Genomic DNA, 22,866 nt, shown 5'->3' on the forward strand with positions numbered 1-22,866 from the left:
GCGTGGACGCGGACGGCGAGAGGGTGAACGCGCTATGGCTGACAGGTGGGACGACGGCAACCACGACGAACACGACGGCGACCACGACGACTGGGACATGTGGCAGGACATGCACGACGACGACATGCACGACGACGACATGCACGACGACGACATGCATGGCGACGACATGCACGATATGTCGGGGGAGGGCGGCGACGCGGACGGCGGCGCCGACATGCAGGACGGCGACGGCTTCGCCGACATCATCGACCCGCACGAGCCGGGCAAGCCGAGGCTGACGCCGGAGCAGCTCGCCGCCAAGCGCAAGAAGGACAACCGCAGGTTCTTCGCGATGCTCGCGGCGATGAGCGCGCTGCTGCTCATCGGCGTCGGCCTGATCCTGTACCCGACGGTCGCCGACGCATGGAACCGCCATGTCGCGTCGCGCGCCGTCGCCGGCTACATCGAGAAGGTCGCCGACACGTCGAAGGAGGACCGCGCCAAGGAGATCGCGCGCGCGAAGGAATACAACGAGTCGCTCGTCGGACAGGGCACGTCCAGGTTCCTGCCGACCCCCGAGGAAAAGAAGGTCTACGAGTCGATCCTCGACGTGAGCGGCACCGGCATCATGGGCTACGTGACGATCCCGAAGATCAAGGCGCGTCTGCCGATCTACCACGGCACCGACGAGACGATCCTGCAGATCGCGGCCGGACACCTCGAAGGCTCGAGCCTGCCGGTCGGCGGCCCGTCGACGCACACGGTGCTCACCGGCCACACCGGCCTGCCAAGCGCGATGCTGTTCACCGGGCTCGACACGCTCGGCAAGGGCGACAAGTTCACGATCACCGTCTACGACGAGGTGCTCACCTACGAGGTCGAGGCGACGCACACGGTGCTGCCGAACCAGATCAAGGACCTCGCGATCCAGAACGGGCGCGACCTGGCGAGCCTCGTCACCTGCACGCCGTACGGCGTCAACTCGCACCGCCTCATCGTCACCGGACACCGGATCCCGACCGAATCGCCGCAGCAGCACACGCCGTACCGCGACGAGGGCCTGACGCAGGACATCACGGTGACGGCGATCATCGTGACGCTCGTCGTCGCCGCGGTCGTGGCCGTGTTCGTCGTGCAGCGCCGGCGCATGCGCAACCAGCCGACGCACCACGCGAAGCGGTAGCAGCGGACGGCCCCGACGGCCCGCGCGGCGCCCCGGCAGGGGACGCGGCGCGGGCCGTCGCCGTATCCGGCGGGGTTCTGACATGCGAAACGCCGGCGAACTTGGCGCAGCTCTTCCCTATACTTGGGGCTTGCCGGTACTTTTCAGGGCGAACCAGCCCGAGACCCAGGGAGATCCATGAACAAGGCAATCATCACCGTCGTCGGCCAGGACACCGTCGGCATCATCGCTCGCGTCTGCACGTATCTTTCCGAACACCACACGAACGTGCTCGACATTTCCCAGACGATCATCGACGGATTCTTCAACATGATGATGATCGTCGACTACTCGAACGCCGACGTCGCGTTCGAGACGATCGTGGACGACCTCGAGGCACTCGGCGAGGACATCGGCGTGCGCATCCGCTGCCAGCGCGAGGAGATCTTCACGAAGATGCACCGCGTCTGAGCACATGCCGGCCGCGCCGCGGCCGCCAATGCGAACGCAACAGCCCACAGCCGGAAGGAACCAGCATGCTGAATATCATGGAGGTCCACGAGACCAACCAGATGATCGAGCAGGAGAAGCTCGACGTGCGCACGATCACGATGGGCATCAGCCTCATGGATTGCGCGACGACCGACGTCGACGAGACCTGCCGCAAGATCTACGACAAAATCACGACCTACGCGAAGGACCTCGTCTCCACCGGCGAGTCGATCGAACGCGACTTCGGCATCCCGATCGTCAACAAGCGCATCACGGTGACGCCGATCGCGCTCGTCGGCGCGAGCTGCTGCAGGACGAGCGCCGACTTCGTCAAGATCGCGCACGCGCTCGACCACGCCGCGAAGACCGTCGGCGTCGACCTCATCGGCGGCTACTCGGCGCTCGTCTCGAAGTCGATGACGCCGGCCGAGGAGCTGCTCATCCGTTCGCTGCCGGCCGCGCTGAGCGAAACCGACATCGTCTGCTCGTCGGTCAATGTCGGCTCGACGAAGACCGGCATCGACATGAACGCCGTCGACATGCTCGGCCACATCATCAAGGAGATCGCCGAAGCGACCGCCGACATCGACTCCTACGGCTGCGTCAAGTTCGTCGCGTTCTGCAACGCGCCGGACGACAACCCGTTCATGGCGGGCGGCTTCCACGGCGTGACCGAAGGCGACGCCGTCATCAACGTCGGCGTCTCCGGACCGGGCGTCGTCTCCCGCGCGCTCGACGCGGCCGTCGGCAAGGACTTCGAGTTCCTGTGCGAGACGATCAAGCGCACCGCGTTCAAGATCACGCGCGTCGGCCAGCTCGTCGCACAGGAGGCGTCGAAGCGCCTCGGCGTGCCCTTCGGCATCATCGACCTGTCGCTCGCGCCGACGCCGGCCGTCGGCGACTCGGTCGGCGAGGTGCTCGAGAAGATGGGACTCGCGCAGGTCGGCGGCCCCGGCACGACGGCCGCGCTCGCGATGCTCAACGACCAGGTGAAGAAGGGCGGCATCATGGCGTCCTCGTACGTCGGCGGCCTGTCCGGCGCGTTCATCCCGGTCTCCGAGGACAAGAACATGATCGACGCGGCCGAATCCGGCTGCCTGACGATCGAGAAGCTCGAGGCGATGACCTGCGTGTGCTCGGTCGGTCTCGACATGATCGCGATCCCCGGTGACACGCCCGCCTCGACGATCTCCGGCATCATCGCCGACGAATCGGCGATCGGTATGGTCAACCAGAAGACGACGGCGGTGCGCGTCATCCCGGTCGTCGGCAAGACCGTCGGCCAGATGGCGAACTTCGGCGGTCTGATGGGCTACGCGCCGATCATGCCGGTGAACACGGCGAGCTGCGAGGCCTTCGTGACGCGCGGCGGCCGCATCCCCGCGCCGATCCACAGTTTCAAGAACTGACCCCACTCCAATATGCGAGATGGGCGTGCATCAACCGATTGATGCACGCCCATCTCGCATATTGGGGTGGGTATTCATTGGCCCCCGTCAAACCCCAGCTGCCGCCACGCCTCGTAGATCGCGATCGACGCGCAGTTCGTCAGATTGAGGCTGCGCAGACTCGGGCGCATCGGCAGGCGCACCTGCTCGGCGACATGCGGGCCGAACATGATGTCGGTTGGATCGGGGATGTTGCCCGGCTCGGGGCCGAACAGCAGGATATCGGTCGGCCGGTATTCGACGTCGGTGTACAGCTTCGTCGCATGCGCCGTGAACGCGATGATGCGCGAATCGGGCATCGACTCGACGAGGTCCTCGAAGTTCGGATGGAGCACGACATGCGCCATGTCATGGTAGTCGAGTCCGGCGCGGCGCAGCTTCGTGTCGCGCAGATTGAAGCCGAGCGGCTCGATCAGATGCAGGATCGTGCCGGTGACCGCGCACAGGCGGATCGCCGAGCCGGTGTTGCCGGGGATGCGCGGGGAGTAGTAGCACAGATGCGGCGTCGACGTCGGCGTGTTCGCCGCCTCCATCGCCGACATCATCGCGTCGACGACCGAGATCGGATTGCCGTGCGCGTCGGTCACGAGTTCATCGGGGCCGTAGTTCGACTTGCGGTAGCCGTATTCGAACATCCGCTCCACCTGCGCCTCGGGATCGGCGCCGGCGGCCGCGGCGTCCGCGGGATTCGTTGCTTCATTCGTCACGAGACACACGATATTGCCCCGGCGAGACGCGCGCTTCCCACGCCGCCGGCGCTCCGCTACAATGGCGTGGCTATGGTCACCCGAACGAAGAAACCCGCCGACCCATGCGACGTCGTCGGCGTCTCGCGCGCCGAGGCCGCGCAGCGCCTCGCCGCGCAGCTGCGCTCGGCATTGTTCGCCTGGTGGGACATGCACGCGCGCGAGCTGCCGTGGCGCGACGGCCGCACGTCGCCGTGGGGCGTGCTCGTCTGCGAGGTCATGAGCCAGCAGACGCAGATGGGCAGGGTCGTGCCGTACTGGAACGCGTGGATGGCACGATGGCCCGACGCCGCCGCGCTCGCCGCCGCGCCGCGTGCCGACGTGCTCGAGGCATGGGGGGCGCCTCGGATACCCGCGCCGCGCGCTGCGGCTGCAGGAATGCGCGCGCGTCGTCGCCGCCGAATGCCGCGACGAGCTGCCGCGCGACTACGCGGCGCTGACGGCGCTGCCCGGCATCGGCGACTACACGGCGAGCGCCGTGCTCAGTTTCGCCTACGGCGAGCGCATCGCCGTCATCGACACGAACATCCGCCGGGTCCTCAGCCGCGTGTTCCTCGGCGAGGAGTCGCTCGGCGGCTCGGCGAGCGCGCTCGAGCGTGCGCTCGCCGACGTCGTGCTGCCGAAGGATGCGTCGGCGAGCGCGACGTGGAACCAGGCGGTCATGGAGCTCGGCGCGCTCGTGTGCACGGCGAAGCAACCGGACTGCGACGACTGCCCGCTGCGCGCACGCTGCCGTTTCTTCGCCGCCGGCCGTCCTCATCTGGGGGAGCGGCGCACACGGCCGCGGCAGCGCTTCGCCGGCACCGACCGTCAGGTGCGCGGCATCGTCATGCAGGCGCTGCGCGACCTGCCGGCCGACGCGCGCGGCGTATTGTCGCACGAGGCGGCTGCGCGTCTGTGGAAGGACGGCGTGCAGCTCGACCGCTGCATCGCGTCGCTCGACGAGGACGGTCTGATCGAGATCCTGCCCGACCACGGCGTGCGGCTGCCGGCGTAGCGCTGCGGCACTGCCGGCATCGCGGGGCGTCGGTCTGGTCGTCGTCACCGCTGTCGATGCTGCCGTCGTCATCGCGCGGCAGCGCTCTGGGCGGGCGGCGTGGATAAGATGGTGAGCATGCCGAAGCCACCACATCAGCGCACGTCGTCGAACCGCTCGTCGAATACGTCGCCGTCGTCGAGAACGTCGACGTCGCGCGCGTCGTCGGGCGGCGTGCGTCCGCGCAAGCGCACGATGTCGAAGCGCAAGCGCGCGATGTACCGCAGGCGCCGCCTCGTGTTCTTCGGCGGCCTGCTCGTGTTCCTGATCGTGTGCGTGCTGTGCGTCTACAGCCTGATCCGCGGCGCCGTCGCCGCGCACGAATGGATTGGCGCCGCCGACCGCATGGCCGTGTCGCGTTCGGCGGTACCGGCGCCGCCGAAGAAGAGCAAGGTGAAGGACTGCACGGCGAAGAACCTGCAGATGACGCTGACGCCGGCGGCCGACGTCGTGCCGCTCGGCGGCTCGCTCGAGTTCACGGCGACGATGACGTACGTCGGCACCGATCCGGCCGGCTGCTTCGTCGACGGTGCCGACGACGCGCGCGTCCTCGTCATCAGGTCCGGCGCGGACACGGTGTGGCGTTCCGACGCCTGCGAGGCGGCGTACCGTCCGCTGCTGATGATGGAGGGCGTCACCGACGAGCGGAAGATTGTCTGGGACACGGTGCGTTCCGGCGACGAATGCAAGGCGTCCGCGGAGCTGCCGCACGTCGACCGCGGCACGTACACGGCGCAGCTCGTCATCGACGGCGACACGCATGTGGAGAGCGAACCGGTCACGATCACCGTCGGCTGACGCCGGCGGCTGCGTCGGCTGCGTCGATGTTCGGCATCGTCGACGGCGACGTCAAAAAAGTGTGAGATTGCTCATATTTTCGGAATGTCGATTGCGTCGGATGGTTGGAATCGATAGTATATTGATTTCGTGTCTAGTGTGTCATATGGCGGGCATGCTATCGAAGACGAAGCGCCCGCGTACCCAGGCATATGGCGGCCGGTGACCGCGCTTCTGACTGTGAGCATAGTTACGAACAACAAGCAGCGATAAGGAACGTCCATTGTCTGAGACTACGACGAACACCACTTCCATCATCGCGCGTGCCGACCAGCGGGACATCGACCTGCACAAAGCGTCGGATCGCGTGAACTTCGGCTCGATCGCCGAACCCATCGACGTGCCGTACCTGCTCGGCGTGCAGACCGACAGCTTCGACTGGCTGATCGGCAACGAACGCTGGCAGCAGCGCGTGCGCGAGGACGAGGAGAAGGGCACGCACACCGTCGCCCACATCTCCGGCCTCGACGAGGTCTTTCAGGAGATCTCCCCGATCGAGAACTATTCGCAGACGATGAGCCTGACGTTCTCCGACCCGTACTTCGAGGAGCCGCGCCACACGGTCCAGGAATGCAAGGAGAAGGACTACACCTACTCGGCGCCGCTGTACGTCAACGCCGAGTTCGAGAACGGCGACACCGGCGAGATCAAGTCGCAGACCGTCTTCATGGGCGACTTCCCGCTGCAGACGCCGCACGGCACCTTCATCATCGGCGGCACCGAGCGCGTCATCGTCTCGCAGCTCGTGCGCTCGCCGGGCGTCTACTTCGACCGCCAGCAGGACCGTTCGTCTGACAAGGAGATCTTCGGCGCGAAGATCATCCCGAGCCGCGGCGCATGGCTCGAGTTCGAGATCGACAAGCGCGACTTCCTCGGCGTGCGCGTCGACCGCAAGCGCAAGCAGTCGGCGATCGTCTTCCTGATGGCGATCGGCATGTCGCGCTCCGAGATCCGCGAGGCCTTCGAGGGCTATCCGCTCGTGCTCGACGCGCTCGACAACGAGAAGATCGACAGCCAGGACGAGGCGCTCGTCGACCTCTACCGCAAGATCCGCCCGACCGACGCGGCGACGCCGGAGGCCGGCAAGAACCTGCTCGACTCCTTCTACTTCAACACGAAGCGCTATGATCTGGCGCGCGTCGGCCGCTACAAGATCAACCGCAAGCTCGGCCTCGAGAAGGACTACAACGACCGCTCGCTCAGCCGCGAGGACATCATCGCGACGCTCAAGTACCTCGTGACGCTGCACGCCGGCGCCGCGACGTTCCCGGGCAAGCGCGACGGCAAGGACGTCGAGCTGCGCGTGGACGTCGACGACATTGACCATTTCGGCAACCGCCGCATCCGCCAGGTCGGCGAGCTGATCCAGAACCAGCTGCGCACCGGCCTGAGCCGCATGGAGCGCGTCGTGCGCGAACGCATGACGACGCAGGACGCCGAGGCGATCACGCCGCAGTCGCTGATCAACATCCGTCCGGTCAACGCGACGATCAAGGAGTTCTTCGGCACCTCGCAGCTCTCGCAGTTCATGGACCAGAACAACCCGCTCGCCGGCGTGACGAACAAGCGCCGTCTGTCCGCGCTCGGCCCCGGCGGCCTGTCGCGCGACCGCGCGTCGATGGAGGTGCGCGACGTGCACCCGTCCCACTTCGGACGCATGTGCCCGATCGAGTCCCCTGAAGGCCCGAACATCGGCCTCATCGGCTCGCTTGCGACCTTCGGCCGCATCAACCCCTTCGGCTTCATCGAGACGCCGTACCGCAAGGTCGTCAACGGCCACGTGACCAACGAGGTCGAGTACATGACCGCGGACCGCGACGCCGAGCACGTCATCGCGCAGGCGAACCAGAAGCTCGACGAGAACGGCAACTTCGTCGAGAAGGAAGCCCTCGTGCGAGACGCGGCCGGCGAGGCGGAGGACGTCCCGGTCGAGATGGTCGACTACATGGACGTCTCCCCGCGCCAGATGGTCTCCGTCGGCGCGTCGCTGATCCCGTTCCTCGAGCACGACGAGGGCCACCGAGCGCTGATGGGCACCAACATGCAGCGCCAGGCCGTCCCGCTGATCAAGTCCGAGCGTCCGCTCGTCGGCACCGGCGCGGAATGGCGCGCGGCCGTCGACTCCGGAGACGTCATCCTCGCCGAGAAGCCGGGCGTCGTCACCTACGTGTCCGCGGACATCATCCGCGTCATGAACGACGACGGCACGACGAGCTCCTACAAGCTCGCGAAGTTCCAGCGCTCGAACCAGACGACGTGCTACAACCAGGTCCCGCTCATCCACGACGGCGAACGCGTCGAGAAGGGCACCGTCCTCGCGGACGGCCCGGCGACCGAGAAGGGCGAGATGGCCCTCGGCAAGAACCTGCTCGTCGCGTTCATGCCGTGGAACGGCTACAACTACGAGGACGCCGTCATCATCTCGCAGCGCCTCGTCCAGGACGACACGCTCTCCTCGATCCACATCGAGGAGTACGAGATCGACGCCCGCGAGACGAAGCTCGGCGCCGAGGAGATCACGCGCGACCTGCCGAACGTCGGCGAGGACGCGGTCGCGAACCTCGACGAGCGCGGCATCATCCGCATCGGCGCCGAGGTCGAGGCCGGCGACATCCTCGTCGGCAAGGTCACGCCGAAGGGCGAGACCGAGCTGACCCCGGAGGAGCGCCTGCTGCGTGCGATCTTCGGCGAGAAGAGCCGCGAGGTGCGCGACACCTCGCTGCGCGTGCCGCACGGCGAGACCGGCACCGTCATCGCCGTCAAGGAGATCACGCGCGAGGACGCCGAGGAGGACGGCGACGAGCTGCCCAACGGCGTCAACCAGATGATCCGCGTCTACATCGCGCAGCACCGCAAGATCACGCAGGGCGACAAGCTCTCGGGCCGCCACGGCAACAAGGGCGTCATCTCGCGCATCCTGCCGGAGGAGGACATGCCGTTCCTCGCGGACGGCACCCCGGTCGACATCATGCTCAACCCGCTCGGCGTGCCTTCGCGAATGAACCTCGGCCAGGTGCTCGAACTGCACCTCGGCTGGGTCGCGCACGCGGGCTGGGACATCTCGCTCGATCCGGACCTCGAGGCCGCATGGAAGCAGTACGTGCCGAAGGGCGCCGAGAAGGGCGCGCCGGGAACCCCGGTCGCGACCCCGGTCTTCGACGGCGTGCGCCAGGAGACGCTCAAGGGCCTGCTGTCGACGACATTGGCCGACCGCGACGGCAACAAGCTCGTCGGACCCGACGGCAAGGCGACGCTGTTCGACGGCCGCACCGGCGAACCGTTCCCGAAGCCGATCTCGGTGGGCTACATGTACATGCTCAAGCTGCACCACCTCGTCGACGACAAGATCCACGCGCGTTCGACCGGCCCATACTCGATGATCACGCAGCAGCCGCTCGGCGGCAAGGCACAGTTCGGCGGCCAGCGCTTCGGCGAGATGGAGGTGTGGGCCCTCGAGGCCTACGGCGCCGCGTACACGCTGCACGAGATGATGACCACGAAGTCGGACGACGTCGATGGTCGCGTGCGCGTCTACGGAGCGATCGTCAAGGGCGATAACCTGCCGCCGGCGGGCATCCCCGAGTCGTTCAAGGTCCTCCTCAAGGAAATGCAGTCCCTGTCCCTCAACGTCGAAGTGCTCAACGCCGAAGGCGTCGCGATCGACATGAAGGAAGAGGACGACGATCCGGTCTCCTCCTCCAACGACCTCGGCTTCAACATCGGCGCCCGCCCGGACACCGTCGCGAAGGCCGACCAAATCGTTGATGAACCTGAATACAAGTAATCACACGAGTCATTCAAGAGAAACAAGAACCTACACAGACAGGACAAACGTAAGTGCTGGACGTCAACGCATTTGACAAACTGAAAATCGGCCTGGCCACCGCGGACGACATCCGTGGCTGGAGCTACGGCGAGGTCAAGAAGCCGGAGACCATCAACTACCGCACGCTCAAGCCGGAGAAGGACGGCCTGTTCGGCGAGCAGATCTTCGGACCGACGCGCGACTGGGAGTGCGCGTGCGGCAAGTACAAGCGCGTGCGCTTCAAGGGCATCGTGTGCGAGCGCTGCGGCGTCGAGGTGACGCGCAGCCGCGTGCGCCGCGAGCGCATGGGCCACATCGAGCTGGCCGCGCCGGTCACGCACATCTGGTTCTTCAAGGGTGTGCCGAGCCGTCTGGGCTACCTGCTCGGCATCGCGCCGAAGGAGCTCGAGAAGGTCATCTACTTCGCGTCCTACATGGTCACGAAGGTCGATGAGGAGCAGCGTCACAAGGATCTTCCGGATCTCCAGGACGAGTTCGACAACGAGGTGAAGAACCTCGAGCGCCGTCGTGACAACGAGATCGAGGCGCGCGCGAAGAAGGTCGAGGCCGATTTGGCCGAGCTCGAGGCCGACGGCGAGGTCAAGGGCAGCGCCCGCACGAAGCTGCGCAACGGCGCCGAGCGCGACATGGCGGCGATCCGCCAGCGCTACGACGACCAGATCGCACGCATCGGCGCGGTCTTCGACAAGTTCAAGAACCTCAAGCCGGGCGACATGGAGAACGACGTCGACCTGTGGCGTGAGATGGAGGATCGCTACGGCGACTACTTCGAGGGCTGCATGGGCGCCGAGGCGATCAAGAAGCGCCTGCAGGACTTCGACCTCGAAGCCGCCGCGAAGGAACTGCGCGAGGAGATCGAGACCGGCACCGGCCAGCGCAAGGCCCGCGCCCTCAAGCGCCTCAAGGTCGTCAACGCGTTCCTGACGACCGGCAACAAGCCGGAGGCGATGGTCCTCGACGTGATCCCGGTCATCCCGCCGGACCTGCGCCCGATGGTGCAGCTCGACGGCGGCCGCTTCGCGACCTCCGACCTCAACGACCTGTACCGCCGCGTCATCAACCGCAACAACCGACTCAAGCGACTCATCGAGCTCGGCGCCCCGGAGATCATGCTCAACAACGAGAAGCGCATGCTCCAGGAGGCCGTCGACTCGCTGTTCGACAACGGCCGCCGCGGCCGCCCGGTCACCGGCGCCTCGAACCGTCCGCTCAAGTCGCTGTCTGACATGCTCAAGGGCAAGCAGGGCCGTTTCCGCCAGAACCTGCTCGGCAAGCGCGTCGACTACTCGGGCCGTTCGGTCATCGTCGTCGGCCCGTCGCTGCGCATGCACCAGTGCGGCCTGCCGAAGCCGATGGCGCTCGAGCTGTTCAAGCCATTCGTCATCAAGCGCCTCGTCGACCTCAACTACGCGCAGAACATGAAGAGCGCGAAGCGTCTCGTCGACCGCGGCGACGCCGAGGTCTGGGGCGTGCTCGAGGAGGTCATCTCCGAGCATCCGGTCCTGCTCAACCGTGCGCCTACGCTGCACCGTCTGGGCATCCAGGCCTTCGAGCCGATCCTCGTCGAAGGCAAGGCCATCCACCTGCCGCCGCTCGCCTGCGCCGCGTTCAACGCGGACTTCGACGGCGACCAGATGGCGGTCCATCTGCCGCTGAGCGCCGAGGCGCAGGCCGAGGCCCGCTCGCTGATGCTGGCCTCCGACAACATCCTCAAGCCGGCCGACGGCCACACCGTCACGATGCCGTCGCAGGACATGATCCTGGGCCTGTACTACCTGAGCACCGTCGTCGACGGCGCGAAGGGCCAGGGCCGCGTCTTCTCGTCGCTCGACGAGGCGCAGATGGCGCTCGACCGCCACGAGATCGACATGCAGGCCAAGGTGCTCATCCGCCTGCCCGAGGACTTCGTGCTGCCGAAGGACTGGGAGCCGGGCGAGGTCAAGGTCGTCGACCCGGAGCCGGGCAGCCCGGACGTCGTCAAGGAGGAGCGCTTCACCGACGGCACCGTGCTGTTCGCGACGTCGCTCGGCCGCATCCTGTTCAACGAGACGCTGCCGGTGAACTACCCGTTCATCAACGAGCAGTGCCCGAAGGGCAAGCTCTCGAAGATCGTCGACGACATCGCGACGCGCTACTCGACGCAGCAGGTCGCCGCCGTCCTCGACGCGCTCAAGGACCTCGGCTTCACGCGTGCGCCGTGGTCGGGCGTCACGATGGCCTTCTCGGACATCGTCGCCCCGCCGGAGCGCGAGGAGATCATCAAGGGCTACGAGGCGGAGGCCTCCAAGGTCAACAGCCAGTACGACCTCGGCCTGCTCACCGAAGACGAGCGCCGTCAGGAGCTCATCAACCTGTGGACCGAGTGCACCGACAAGGTCGCCGAGGCGATGCGCGAGAACTTCCATGACGACAACAACGTGAACATCATGGTGCAGTCCGGCGCACGAGGCAACTGGATGCAGATCCGTCAGATTGCCGGCATGCGAGGCCTCGTGGCGAACCCGAAGGGTGAGATCATCCCCCGACCGGTCAAGTCGAACTACCGCGACGGCCTGTCCGTGCTCGAGTACTTCATCTCGCAGCACGGCGCGCGCAAGGGTCTGGCCGATACGGCACTGCGTACGGCGGAATCGGGCTACCTGACCCGTCGACTCGTCGACGTCTCGCAGGAGGTCATCGTTCGCGAGGAGGACTGCGGCACGAAGCGCGGCCTGACGATGAAGGTCGCCGAACGCGACGAGGACGGCAACCTCGTGCTCGTCAAGGCGGCCGATGGCGGTCCCTACTCGCGTCTGCTCGCGGCCGACGTCATCGACCCGGCCGACGGCAAGACCGTGCTCTACCACGCCGGCGACGCGCTGTCGATGGACGTGCTCAACGACCTCGTCGCGCACGGCGTCGAGGAGGTCAAGGGCCGTTCGGTGCTCACCTGCGAGTCGAAGCGCGGCGTGTGCGCGAAGTGCTACGGCTGGTCGCTCGCGACGAACAAGCTCGTCGACGTCGGCGAGGCGGTCGGCATCGTCGCCGCGCAGTCGATCGGCGAACCGGGCACGCAGCTGACGCTGCGTTCGTTCCACTCCGGCGGCGTCGCGTCGGCCTCGGATATCACGCAGGGTCTGCCGCGTGTCACCGAGCTCTTCGAGGCGCGTACGCCGAAGGGCGAGGCGCCGATCGCGCAGGTCGCCGGCACCGTGAGGATCGAGGACAGCGAACGCGGTCGTCAGGTCTTCATCAAGCCCGACGACGGCAGCGAGGAGGAAGCCTATCCGGTGACGCGTCGCGCGCCGCTCCTCGTCAAGGACGGCGAGCACGTCGAAGCTGGCACGCAGCTGATCGAAGGTTCGGTCGACCCGAAGAAGATCCTGCGCATCCTCGGACCGAACGCCGCCCAGAAGAACATCGTCGAGGAGGTGCACAACGTGTACCGCTCGCAGGGCGTCGACATCCATGACAAGCACATCGAGGTCATCGTCCACCAGATGCTGCGTCGCATCACCGTCATCGATTCCGGTGACACGACGCTGCTGCCGGGCGAACTCGTCGACCGTGCGCGCTTCACCGAGGCGAACCGCGCGGCCGTCGCCAACGGCGGCAAGCCGGCGGCGGGCCGTCCGGAGCTGATGGGCATCACGAAGGCGTCGCTCGCGACCGATTCGTGGCTGTCCGCGGCGTCGTTCCAGGAGACGACGCGCGTGCTCACCGAAGCGGCGCTCAACGAGAAGGAAGACGACCTCAAGGGCCTCAAGGAGAACGTCATCATCGGCAAGCTCATCCCGGCCGGCACCGGACTGGCGCGTTACCGCAACGCCGTCGTCGAGCCGGACAAGGCGATCCGCGACACGATCTACCCGAACTTCGGTCTCGGCGAGGACGGTCTCGGCGGCGAGTTCGGCGATGGCGACATGTCCGACGTCGACTTCTCGAACATCGATTTCGGCGACCTCAAGCTCGGCGACGACTTCAACCCGGACGACTTCCTGGACGACAACGGCGGTCAGGAGGACCTCGGCGGCGATCTCGGCGACGACTTCAAGTTCTGAGCGACGATCGTCGGCGCCGGTTGCGCCGGCCATCGCTGACTGAGCGAATCTGAGCGAAGGGCGGCTCCCATGCACGGGAGCCGCCCTTCGTCGTCTTCGCACGGATGAGCGGACAAGGAGATCGGGGTCATCCATTCCGTGGCGGCACGGCGCGGTTTTCCAAGGCGGTGTGCTAAGACTGAACCATGAAGAAATTACCGTATCCTCCGGCGCCAGAAATGGGATGGTACGCCGACGATGACGTCGAAGCGGATATGCTCGTCCCCGAACACAAGGACGCCGCGGCACAGCAGAACCCGCAGCAGGACGCCTATGGGGCGCAGCCGGTCGCCGCGCAGCCGTCATCGGATGTGAACATGCAGCCGGACATGCAGGCACAGCCGGATATGAACGCGCAGCCGGTCGCCGTGGCCGAATCGGTCGAATCGGTCGCCGCCCAACCGGCCGCGCAGCCCTTCCATGAGGAGGAGCACGTCAACGCGACGACGTCGGAACAGCCGGCGCTTATCCCGGACGACTCCTACAACGCGCATCTGGGCGACGATCTCGAATACACGGCCGAGGAAGGCGCCGAAGGCAGCGAGGAATGGGACGGCACTGTGCTGTCGACGGCCTTCATGAAGAAGGAGCCGCGCCACGTCTACCGTCTCGTCAACGAGGTCACTGGGCAGAACATCCTCGTCGACATGGGCGTGCTGATGGGACGCAAGCCGTCGCAGGACATCCCGCAGGGTGCGAAGTCGGTACGGCTCGTCGACCCGACGCGCACCGTCTCGCGCAACCATGCGGCGATCAGCTTCGATCAGGACGGCTCGCTGTGGATCGAGGACTACGGTTCGCTCAACGGCACCTACGTCATCGACGACGAAGGCGAGCGTCAGGTCGTCAAGGGCACGCCGATGCGGCTCACCGCGCCGTGCAAGGTGCGCATCGGCGACCAGGTCTTCGATTTCGAGGACGCCGCCGAATAGTCGGCATATGCGGCGACACATCCGGGTTACCCCCAGGTTGCGGGGAACCCGGACTCAGGGCAGACCGATTTCGTCCGGATTGTCTGCCCGCCGTAGGAAAGTCGGACACCACAAGCAGCCCGGTCCCATCCGGGTTGCTTGACATCGGTGGGAAAATGGGACGGAACCAACCGATCGCATCCCTGCGGTCGCTTCGTTGCGACCATTCGGGGCGGGGGATGCAACCGGGACGATCACAACGGAGCGGCTTTGCGATCGCGATGGGGTGGCTTTACATCTGGAGCGATCAGAAAGCGGCGATCCGCGAACGTATTTGGTACGCAGTGCGCCCGCCATGGTCGCTGGAGGGTCGGTTTGCGAACGTGACGGGTGCATCGCCCATACAGGACGATTGCAGACCGGCGTGGGACGCATCATATATGCCGGCGGGGCGGGAATCCGCGTGAGATTCCCGCCCCGCCGGCAATATGCGCGGGCTCGGTCAGGCCACGCCCAACTAACTGTTGCAGATGGGGGCAGCCCGCAGGCATATGCATGGGCCTACTGCTGCTGACGCTGGGCGATCGACGCGTTCGTCGCCGGCTCGCCCAGCATGCCGAGCCAGCTGAGCAGCTCCGGATAGATGTACGGGTTCTGCGCGAGCGCCGGATGCAGTTCGGGCGCGTACTGCGCGATCTGCTGCATGACCGTCGTGTCCGGCGTCGTCATCGCGACCTCGGCCGTGAAGCCGTAGGGGTTCGTCGCCTGGATCTGCGCATAGGCGTCCGCCGGCTGCGCCTGATCCATCATCGGCTGCTGCGCCATGTCGGGCGCGGCGACGGAGGGGGAGGCCGCTGCGGACTGCGAGGCGTCCATGTTCGTCTGCGAGGCGTCCATGCCGATGTTGTTGAACTGTTCGCTGAGCATGTCGACGCCGGTCTGCTGCGCCGGCTCGAAGGAAACCGGCTGCGCCTCGACGCTCGCGTATTCGACGGTGCCGGTCTGGGATGCGATCGGCTGCGCCTCGTCGCCGGCGGTCGCGGCGTTCATGACGAGACCGCCGGCCACATTGTCCACAGCCGGGGACGCAGCCGCGGTCGGGCGAGAGGCGGCGTTCGCCTGCGCGGCGTCGATCGCCGCGGCGATCGCGGCGGCCTCGTCGATTGCCGCGGCATCGACCTGACGGTCCTCGACGGCGCCGAGCTGCGAATGATAGCCGAGCTGCGCGACGGTCGCACGCGCGCGTTCGTCGCCGAACTGCGCAATCCAGCGCAGCAGTCCCGGATAAGCGCGCGGATGCGCGGCCACGTTCGCGCCGAATTCCGGATTCTCGTAGGCGACCTTCGCGAGCGTGACCGGGTCGGCCTGCGGATCCTGGATGATCGCCACCGCGTCGTCGTAACTGACCATGATGTGTTCCTCTTTTCCCTCGCCGTCCCCGGCCCGCGCACAACGCGCCGGGAGGTGGCGAAACCGTGTCCTTGTTCCTACCTTATCGTCTGTCGTGCCCGCCGACGGAGCGCCGTCTCACGTCCGTCGCGCGCGTACTGCTCACGTTCGCACACCAGCGTGCGCCTGTATGCGTGAGTATAGTGCATATCGACATGCAACCGTGTGCATGCCCGCACAGTGTGCGCCGCTGTGCAGACTCACGACACCTGCGTGCAGTCGTTCTCACGGCTGCGTTGCGTACACTCGCGTGCGGACCCACGGCTGCGCTGCGCCCGCCGTCGTGCAGACTCACGTCTGCACGGTTGCATCGTCGATATCCGAGAGATCTTCGTCGATCTCGAGCCGTTCGCAGTGCCATGCCTCGGTGCGCGTCGCGTCCCATGGCATGTCGACGACGATGACGGTGACGTTGTCGCCGCCGCCGGCCGCCAGCGACGCGTCGATCAATGCGCGCGCCGCAGCGTCGGCCATATCGTGCTGCGCGGCGACGTGTGCAATCGTGGCGTCGTCGATCTCGCCATGGCAGCCGTCGGAGCAGATGATGAACCGTCCGGCCGCGTCCGCCATGAAGAGGTCCGGCCGGATGCCCATCGGCGAGCCGATGCACTGCGTGATGACGTTGCGCGCGATCGAACGTTCCGCCTCCTCGGGCGTCATCTCGCCGGACTCGATCGCCTCCTGCCGACGCGAATGGTCGTGCGTGATCTGCGTGAGCGAGGCGGCGTCCCAATGCCCGTCGAAACCGAGGTTCATATGGTAGGTGCGCGAATCGCCGACGTTGACGACGTAGCACATGTGCGGTTCGGCGTCCGGCAGCAGCTGCCGGATCGCGATCGACCATGCGTCCGGCGCGATGTCGGCGCGATGCTCGCCGAAGCGCGCCATGTCGGACGTCGCGTCGGCCGCCGCGTTCGCGTCGGCCGCCTGCGCGCCGCCGGCCATGTCGTCGATGGCCGCGTCGAGCGCGTCCGCGCCGGGCTGCGTCGCGTCCCAATCGTCGCCGAATCCGGACAGCGGACGCAGCTCGTCGATCGCGCCGAGCGTCGCGATCGCGTTGTACTGCGCGCTGTGCTTCGGATGATGCGTCGCCGTCGGCTTGCGGTGCGCGTCGGCGAAATGCGTCGCCCCGTCCGCGCAGCCGCATTCGAGCTCGTCGGCGGCCGCAAACCACTGCGGCAGCACGACGCCGGTGACCGTCGTGCCGGCGATGCCACCGAGCGTCAGTCCGAGCGCCCGCGTGCGCGACTGCGCGCGTTCGAGCGTCTCCTCGATCGACGCGCGCGTGCGCGTCGCCTCCCGTGCGAGCTGGGCGAGCTCCTCGACGGCGATCGCGCTCGCGCGTTCGCCGCCGGATTCGCCGCCCATGCCGTCGCAGACCATGTAGACGCCGCGCTCGGCGAGCCAGCTGTCCTGGTTCGTGCGGCGCTTGCGTCCGATGTCGGTGAGCGCAGCGACACTGATGACTGCCTGTTGCATGCGCATCCTTCCTACCCGTTGCCGATGTGCCCGCCGTCAGTGACGCGCACGGGGGAAACGGAACGTCCTGTGCTTGCTGTTCGCCGATCCGGACTCGCCGGCGCGACGTGGCGCCGTCTGCTGTTCGCCGGCCGCCTCGGCCTTATGATACCCGACCGTCACATCGACCGGTCTCATCTGCCGTACGCCGCGCAGCGACAGCCTCGTGCGCCAGCGGCGCATGCGCGGCAGCGTCGCGAGCATCGCCGCGCGCAGCTCGTCGATGCTCTTCCAGTACGACGTCGCCTGCTCGTCGCTGACGTCCTGTCCGGAGAAGGTCGCGTAGTCGGCCTGACGGCACGCGGACTGCATCGCCGTCGGATCGAGCCTGAGCTGCTCGGCGATCTGCTGCGACTGCTCGCGGCGTGTGCCGTGCGCGTCGATGCCGCTCTGCCGCGCGAGCACGGCGAGCGACTGCCAGCCCGATGCCATGCGCATCTGCGGGCGTCCGCGCTTGCGCAGCACGGCGAGCTGGATCGCCTTGCCGAGCAGGATCGCGCCGCATGCGAGCAGCACGATCCACACCGGCGACCCGTACAGCGCGACCTTGCCGATGACGCGTCCCGCCTGCGCCCACTTCGACGGCTCCGGAGCCTCGACCGCCTCGGTGCCGCCGAAGGACGACTGGCTCGTCGTGTTCGTCTCGTCGCGCAGCGGGTCGGTCAGCGGCAGCGGAGGCTGGCGCACGAGGTTCTGCGGGTTCGGCGGCGTCAGGTTCTGGTCGTCGTCCGGCGTCTTCGTCTCCTTCGGCGTCGGGTAGAACGGCACCCAGCCGTAGCCTTCGAGGTTGATCTCGACCCATGCGGTCACGTCGTTGCCGGTGAAGTCGATGACGGTGCCGTCGCCGTCGGCCTTCGTGCGCGCGTTCGAGATGTCGCCGTCCTTGTCCTTCGGCAAGAAGCCGAGCACGACGCGGCTGGGCAGACCGATCTCGCGCGCCATCAGCGCCATCGCCGACGCGTACTGCTCGCTGTCGCCGACCATCGCGCCGTCGGGCGTCAGCAGCTGCGTGATGCGGTGGTTGCCGTGGCCGGGGCTCGACGGGTAGTCGGAGGCGAGGCCGTGCGAGAACCATCCCTGCTCGCGCAGCATCGCGACGAGCTGCTGCGCCGCCTCGCCGCCGTGCGACTTGCCGCCGGCCGTCGCCGACGCGAGCTTGCCGACCTCGTTCGGCACGTCCTCGGCCTTCGGCTGGTCGATACGCGCCGCTTCGGCCTCGGCGATCTGCTTGTCGCTCGGCTCGTCGGGGATGACGCCGCGTTCCGTGTACGTCAGTCCCTTCTTCACGCCGCCGCGCAGCAGGCCGGAGTCGGTGCCGACGTTGTAGTAGAAGGATTCGGCGTTCTTCTCGTTGCCGAAACGCACCGCCGTCGCGGCGCCGGCGAGCGGCAGCCAGTCGTCGCCGAGGCCGTCGCGCACCGTGAACTTCGCCGTGAACGGCTTGCCCTGGATGTCGTTGCCGATCGCCGTGCCGACGCGCGTGTAGTTCGCCGAATCCCTCGACTCCCTCGAATCGGAGAGGTTCCAGACGTTGCCGTCGAAGCGGTCCATGACGGCGAGGCGCACGCTCGAGCCCTCCGGCAGGTTCTGCGCGGTGAGCACCGTCGTGTCCTTGTACGACTTGATGTAGGCGCGCATCGTGCTCAGCGGGCTCGTGTAGTCGCTCGGGCTCAGCGGCGGCTCGTAGTGGTCGCGCAGGATCGTGCGCTGCGCCGGCAGCAGCAGGCAGCCGCCGAAGGCGACGGCCGCGGCGAGCACGACGATGACGAGCGAACTGATCCAGCGCCCCGATTCGAACATCCGCATCCGCCACGACAGCCAGACGATCAGTATCAGCGCGAACACGATGCCGCAGGGGCCGCGCATGACGCCGTGGGCGGTGCCGAGCAGCGCGCATGCGACCATCGCGGCGATCTCGAGCGCGATCACGGCGACCGACCAGCGCGCATCGTCGAGCAATGCGAAGAAGCCGGCGATCGCCGCCGTCCACAGGCACAGCGTCCAGACGGCGAGCAGCGCGCCCTGCGCGTTGCCGACCGGCGGCTCGATCGCGATCAGGTACTTGAAGGAGCCGAAGGTCTCGCGCCAGCCGAGCCGCAGCGTCTCGAACGAGGGGATGACATGGCCGATCGTCGTGTCGTTGAGGCAGACGACCGGGCCGACGATCCACTGCGCGAACACGAGGAAGAACAGCTGCCACCACAGTCTCAGGGGCGGCAGGACGCCGGCGAAGGCGATCAGCGCGCCGAGCATGGCGGCCGGCACGGCGGCGAGCGCCCATGCGCCGGCCGAACCGTAGACGTCGATCAGGTTCGCGGCGCACAACAGCGTCACGACGGCGACGACGGCGCACGAGACGAGCGCGGGGCGAGCCTCGGTGCGCTCGCGCAGGACGCGGTGCGACGGCGAGCCGGTGTTCGTCGACCAGATGACCGAATGCGTCGTCATCGCCCACGAGCCGGTCTCGGTCGACGTCTGCGTGCCGCCGGTCGTCAGCGACGCGTCGGAAAGCGAAGTCGGTGCCATGCTCATCTCAGTGCCCCCATGATCTGCGGAAGGTCGTCGAGCGTATTGACGGTCGCCAACGTGAAGTCGGGGAAGCGGCGCAATGTGCGCGGCTCGGTCGGCGACGTCTGCAGCACGAGGCAGGTCGCGCTCGGCGGCAGCGCCATCATCATGCGGCGGATGTCGGCGAGCGGTTTCGCATGGCCGACCGTGAAGCAGTAGAACGACGCGTCCGGCGTCGCGGCGAGCGCCTCCTGCGCGAGATTGCGCCGGTCGCGGAAGTCGGGCTCGATCGCGCTGCATGCGTCGAGCAGCTCCATCGGATTGCGCGGGTTGAGGTTCGTGCGCGCCACATGCGTGTAGAGCGGACGGTCTTCGAGCAGCGCCTGCACGCCGATCGACGCGTGCACGCTGACGGCGAGTTCGAACTCGTCCTTGCTCAGATAGTCGTCCGGGTTGACGTCGAGCGTCACCGACGTGTCGGTGCGCCGCGTCGCCTCGTACTGGCGCAGCATCAACGTGCGCGTGCGCGCCGAGGAGAGCCAGTGGACGTGGCGTACGTCGTCGCCGGGCTCGTATTCGCGCAGGCCGTAGAAGTCGAGGTCGTCGTCGACGATGTCGCCGCTCGGGTTGCCTTCGAGGTCGCGCGGGATGCCGGCGTGCAGCGAGTCGAGCATGACGATGTCCGGATGGATGTAGACGTTGAAATGGTCGGCGAGCTCATGCTCGTGCCGCATCAGGCCGAAGGGGTCGCCCTTGCGGATCGTCAGCGGGCCGACGGGCAGCACCGAACGCGAGATCGCGCGGAACGTGACCGTCGTGTGCTTCGACTGGTGCGGCGCGAGCAGCGGGATCGGGAAACGCTCGTGTTCGTCGCCGAGCGGAAGGTCGGCGCGCGCGCTCGCCGTCGGCGTCGTGCCCGGATTGGCGATGTCGACCTGCACCTTGACTTCGTCGCCGACGCTGACGCGGCGGTCGGAGACCTCGATCGTCGCGTCGAAGGACGTGTTGCCGATCGACAGCACGAGCGCGGCGAGCAGCATCGTCACGAGCACGAGGCACAGCGCGAGCATCTCCACGTAGCCGAGCGTGAGATAGAGCACGAGGCCGGCGACGGCGAGCGCGAGCGCCGTCCATCCGAGCGGCGAGACGTAGGCGGTGACGAGGTGACGCACGCGGCGCGTGAAACGGCTCCAGCCGCGTATGAACGCACGTTTGCGCGCCCTGGCGCGCAGTGCGGAATCGGTCATGGGATGAACCTTCCGATGGAACGACGAAATGACGGTGGATGTGACGACGGTGGACGGAACGGCGACGGCGATGTGGATTGTGTGCGGCGGGCGTCCACCGCGCAATCCACATCGGTGCACAATGCGGCGATCAGTGCACGTCGAGCTGCGGTGCGGGGATCTCGCCGAGGATGCGCGTGAGCACGTCCTCGGGCGTGTTCGACGTGAACACGGCGTCCGACGTCAGCAGGATGCGGTGGGCGAGCACCGGCACGGCGAGCGCCTTGACGTCGTCGGGGATCACGTAGCCGCGGCCGTCGGCGGCGGCCCAGACGCGGGCGCAGCGCGTGAGCGCGAGCGCGCCGCGCATCGACGAGCCGACGGCGATGGACTCGTCGTGGCGCGTGCTTTCGACGATGCGCATGACGTATTCGAGGATCGCGTCGGCGACCCTGACCTTGTTCGCGATCGTGCGCATCGCGAGGATGTCGTCGCCGCTCGCGACGGCCGCGAGCTCGCCGGCGCGGTCGGTGATGTTCACCTGACGCAGGATGTCGAGGCTGAACTCGGTGGACGGGTAGCCGATCGTCGTCTTGATCAGGAAACGGTCCATCTGCGCCTCGGGCAGCTTGTAGGTGCCGAGCTGCTCGATCGGGTTCTGCGTCGCGATGACGATGAAGGGCTGCGGCACCGGATGCGTATGGCCGTCGACGGTCACCTTCTGCTCCTCCATGACCTCGAGCATCGCCGACTGCGTCTTCGGCGACGCGCGGTTGATCTCGTCGGCGAGGACGATCGACGCGAAGATCGGGCCTTCGCGGAAGCTGAACTCGCCGGTCTTCTGGTCGTAGAACGTGACGCCGACGACGTCCGACGGCAGCAGGTCCGGCGTGAACTGGATGCGCTTGAACGAGACGCTGACCGAGTTCGCGAGCGCGCGCGCCAGCTGCGTCTTGCCGGTGCCCGGATTGTCCTCGAGCAGCACGTGGCCGCCGGCGACGAGCGCGGTGACGCACTGGCGGATCGGCGTCTCCTTGCCGACGACGGCCTGCGAGACGTTGTCGACGATCGCCGAGAAGTGGCGACGGAAGTCGGCGATCTCCTCGTTGCTCGCCGTGCCGGCGTCGGCGACGGCGCCGATCGGCGGCAGCGTGTGCACCGTCGACGCCGTGCCGCCGAGCGCGGGGGAGTGGGAGGCGGAGGACATGCTCGGCATCGACGAGACGGACGGCGTGGACGACGTCGTCGGCGTGGACGGCGTGTGCACGGCCGGCGTGGTCGTCGTCTCGCTTGCGGCGACGATCGTCTCGGTGACGCTCACCGGAGCGGACGACGAAGTCGAAGCGGACGTCGCGGTCGACGTCGAAGTCGACGTCGTCGAGACCGACGACGTGGCGAGGACCGTGCCTTCGTCGTCGAGGTCGCCGTCGTTCGTCGTATGCGTGTGCTCGAACATCTCGCGCGTCGGCAGATCCGGCATGACGACATGCGGCACCGACGGCTTCGGCATCGACGTGCCGGCGAGCACCGTCTCGTCGGCGCTCGCGGCGGCCGCGTCCTCGACGGCCGACTCATGGGCGCCGGCGAGGACCGTCTCCTCGTCGATGTCCTGCTCCTGCGGTGTCTCGTTGTGCTTCGTCATCTGC

General features: G+C 67.2%; 13 protein-coding genes and 2 pseudogenes. 8 read left to right on the forward strand and 7 right to left on the reverse strand.

Going from position 1 to position 22,866, the window contains the following annotated elements; all coding sequences use genetic code 11:
- The first annotated feature begins 34 nt into the window (after positions 1–34).
- The 3 genes from BCHO_RS06215 (at position 35) to BCHO_RS06225 (ending at position 3,045) form a co-directional block, all read left to right on the forward strand.
- Positions 35–1,165 (forward strand): class C sortase, encoded by a 1,131-nt coding sequence (locus BCHO_RS06215; RefSeq protein WP_237743051.1) that lies wholly within the window; start codon positions 35–37, stop codon positions 1,163–1,165.
- Between the two features lie 177 nt (positions 1,166–1,342).
- Positions 1,343–1,615: an ACT domain-containing protein gene (locus BCHO_RS06220; RefSeq protein WP_024541118.1), complete on the forward strand. Its 273-nt coding sequence runs from the start codon at positions 1,343–1,345 to the stop codon at positions 1,613–1,615.
- Between the two features lie 65 nt (positions 1,616–1,680).
- Positions 1,681–3,045 (forward strand): PFL family protein, encoded by a 1,365-nt coding sequence (locus BCHO_RS06225; protein WP_024541117.1) that lies wholly within the window; start codon positions 1,681–1,683, stop codon positions 3,043–3,045.
- A 74-nt stretch (positions 3,046–3,119) separates the two neighbouring features.
- Here the strand turns inward: BCHO_RS06225 and BCHO_RS06230 are convergent, their stop codons facing one another.
- Entirely contained in the window at positions 3,120–3,719 is a 600-nt protein-coding gene (locus BCHO_RS06230) for a tRNA (cytidine(34)-2'-O)-methyltransferase (RefSeq protein ID WP_237743054.1), read from the reverse strand.
- 261 nt (positions 3,720–3,980) lie between these two features.
- On the opposite strand from BCHO_RS06230, the pseudogene BCHO_RS06235 reads away from it, so the two are divergent.
- The 5 genes and pseudogenes from BCHO_RS06235 to BCHO_RS06255 all read left to right on the forward strand — a co-directional run bounded on the left by BCHO_RS06235 (position 3,981) and on the right by BCHO_RS06255 (position 14,540).
- Positions 3,981–4,827 (forward strand): annotated as a pseudogene (locus BCHO_RS06235) (HhH-GPD family protein).
- 117 nt (positions 4,828–4,944) lie between these two features.
- Positions 4,945–5,664 (forward strand): hypothetical protein, encoded by a 720-nt coding sequence (locus BCHO_RS06240; protein WP_051354902.1) that lies wholly within the window; start codon positions 4,945–4,947, stop codon positions 5,662–5,664.
- A gap of 262 nt (positions 5,665–5,926) precedes the next feature.
- Positions 5,927–9,487 (forward strand): DNA-directed RNA polymerase subunit beta, encoded by a 3,561-nt coding sequence (rpoB, locus tag BCHO_RS06245; RefSeq protein ID WP_024541113.1) that lies wholly within the window; start codon positions 5,927–5,929, stop codon positions 9,485–9,487.
- Between the two features lie 53 nt (positions 9,488–9,540).
- Positions 9,541–13,569: a DNA-directed RNA polymerase subunit beta' gene (locus tag BCHO_RS06250; protein WP_024541112.1), complete on the forward strand. Its 4,029-nt coding sequence runs from the start codon at positions 9,541–9,543 to the stop codon at positions 13,567–13,569.
- A gap of 185 nt (positions 13,570–13,754) precedes the next feature.
- Positions 13,755–14,540 carry an FHA domain-containing protein gene (locus tag BCHO_RS06255; RefSeq protein ID WP_024541111.1) on the forward strand — a complete coding sequence of 262 codons (786 nt, stop codon included), beginning with the start codon at positions 13,755–13,757 and terminating at the stop codon, positions 14,538–14,540.
- 540 nt (positions 14,541–15,080) lie between these two features.
- On the opposite strand, the gene BCHO_RS09785 is transcribed toward BCHO_RS06255, so the two are convergent.
- The 6 genes and pseudogenes from BCHO_RS09785 to BCHO_RS06285 all read right to left on the reverse strand — a co-directional run bounded on the left by BCHO_RS09785 (position 15,081) and on the right by BCHO_RS06285 (position 22,862).
- The gene (locus tag BCHO_RS09785) at positions 15,081–15,569 is read right to left on the reverse strand and encodes a variant leucine-rich repeat-containing protein (protein WP_474844304.1); all 489 of its coding nucleotides are present in this window, start codon (positions 15,567–15,569) and stop codon (positions 15,081–15,083) included.
- Positions 15,570–15,701: 132 nt separating this feature from the next.
- Positions 15,702–15,929, reverse strand: a pseudogene (locus tag BCHO_RS09745) (variant leucine-rich repeat-containing protein); the annotation flags it as partial.
- Between the two features lie 330 nt (positions 15,930–16,259).
- Complete coding sequence (locus BCHO_RS08845; protein WP_024541109.1) at positions 16,260–17,447, reverse strand: PP2C family protein-serine/threonine phosphatase; 1,188 nt, start codon at positions 17,445–17,447, stop codon at positions 16,260–16,262.
- Between the two features lie 36 nt (positions 17,448–17,483).
- The gene (locus BCHO_RS06275; protein WP_162146637.1) at positions 17,484–20,012 is read right to left on the reverse strand and encodes a transglutaminase TgpA family protein; all 2,529 of its coding nucleotides are present in this window, start codon (positions 20,010–20,012) and stop codon (positions 17,484–17,486) included.
- 2 nt (positions 20,013–20,014) lie between these two features.
- Complete coding sequence (locus tag BCHO_RS06280) at positions 20,015–21,241, reverse strand: DUF58 domain-containing protein (RefSeq protein WP_024541107.1); 1,227 nt, start codon at positions 21,239–21,241, stop codon at positions 20,015–20,017.
- A 130-nt stretch (positions 21,242–21,371) separates the two neighbouring features.
- Positions 21,372–22,862, reverse strand: coding sequence for an AAA family ATPase (locus BCHO_RS06285; protein ID WP_024541106.1), 1,491 nt, complete (start codon positions 22,860–22,862; stop codon positions 21,372–21,374).
- Positions 22,863–22,866: the final 4 nt, after the last annotated feature.

It is taken from the genome of Bifidobacterium choerinum, from assembly GCF_000741135.1.
Taxonomy (GTDB): domain Bacteria; phylum Actinomycetota; class Actinomycetes; order Actinomycetales; family Bifidobacteriaceae; genus Bifidobacterium; species Bifidobacterium choerinum.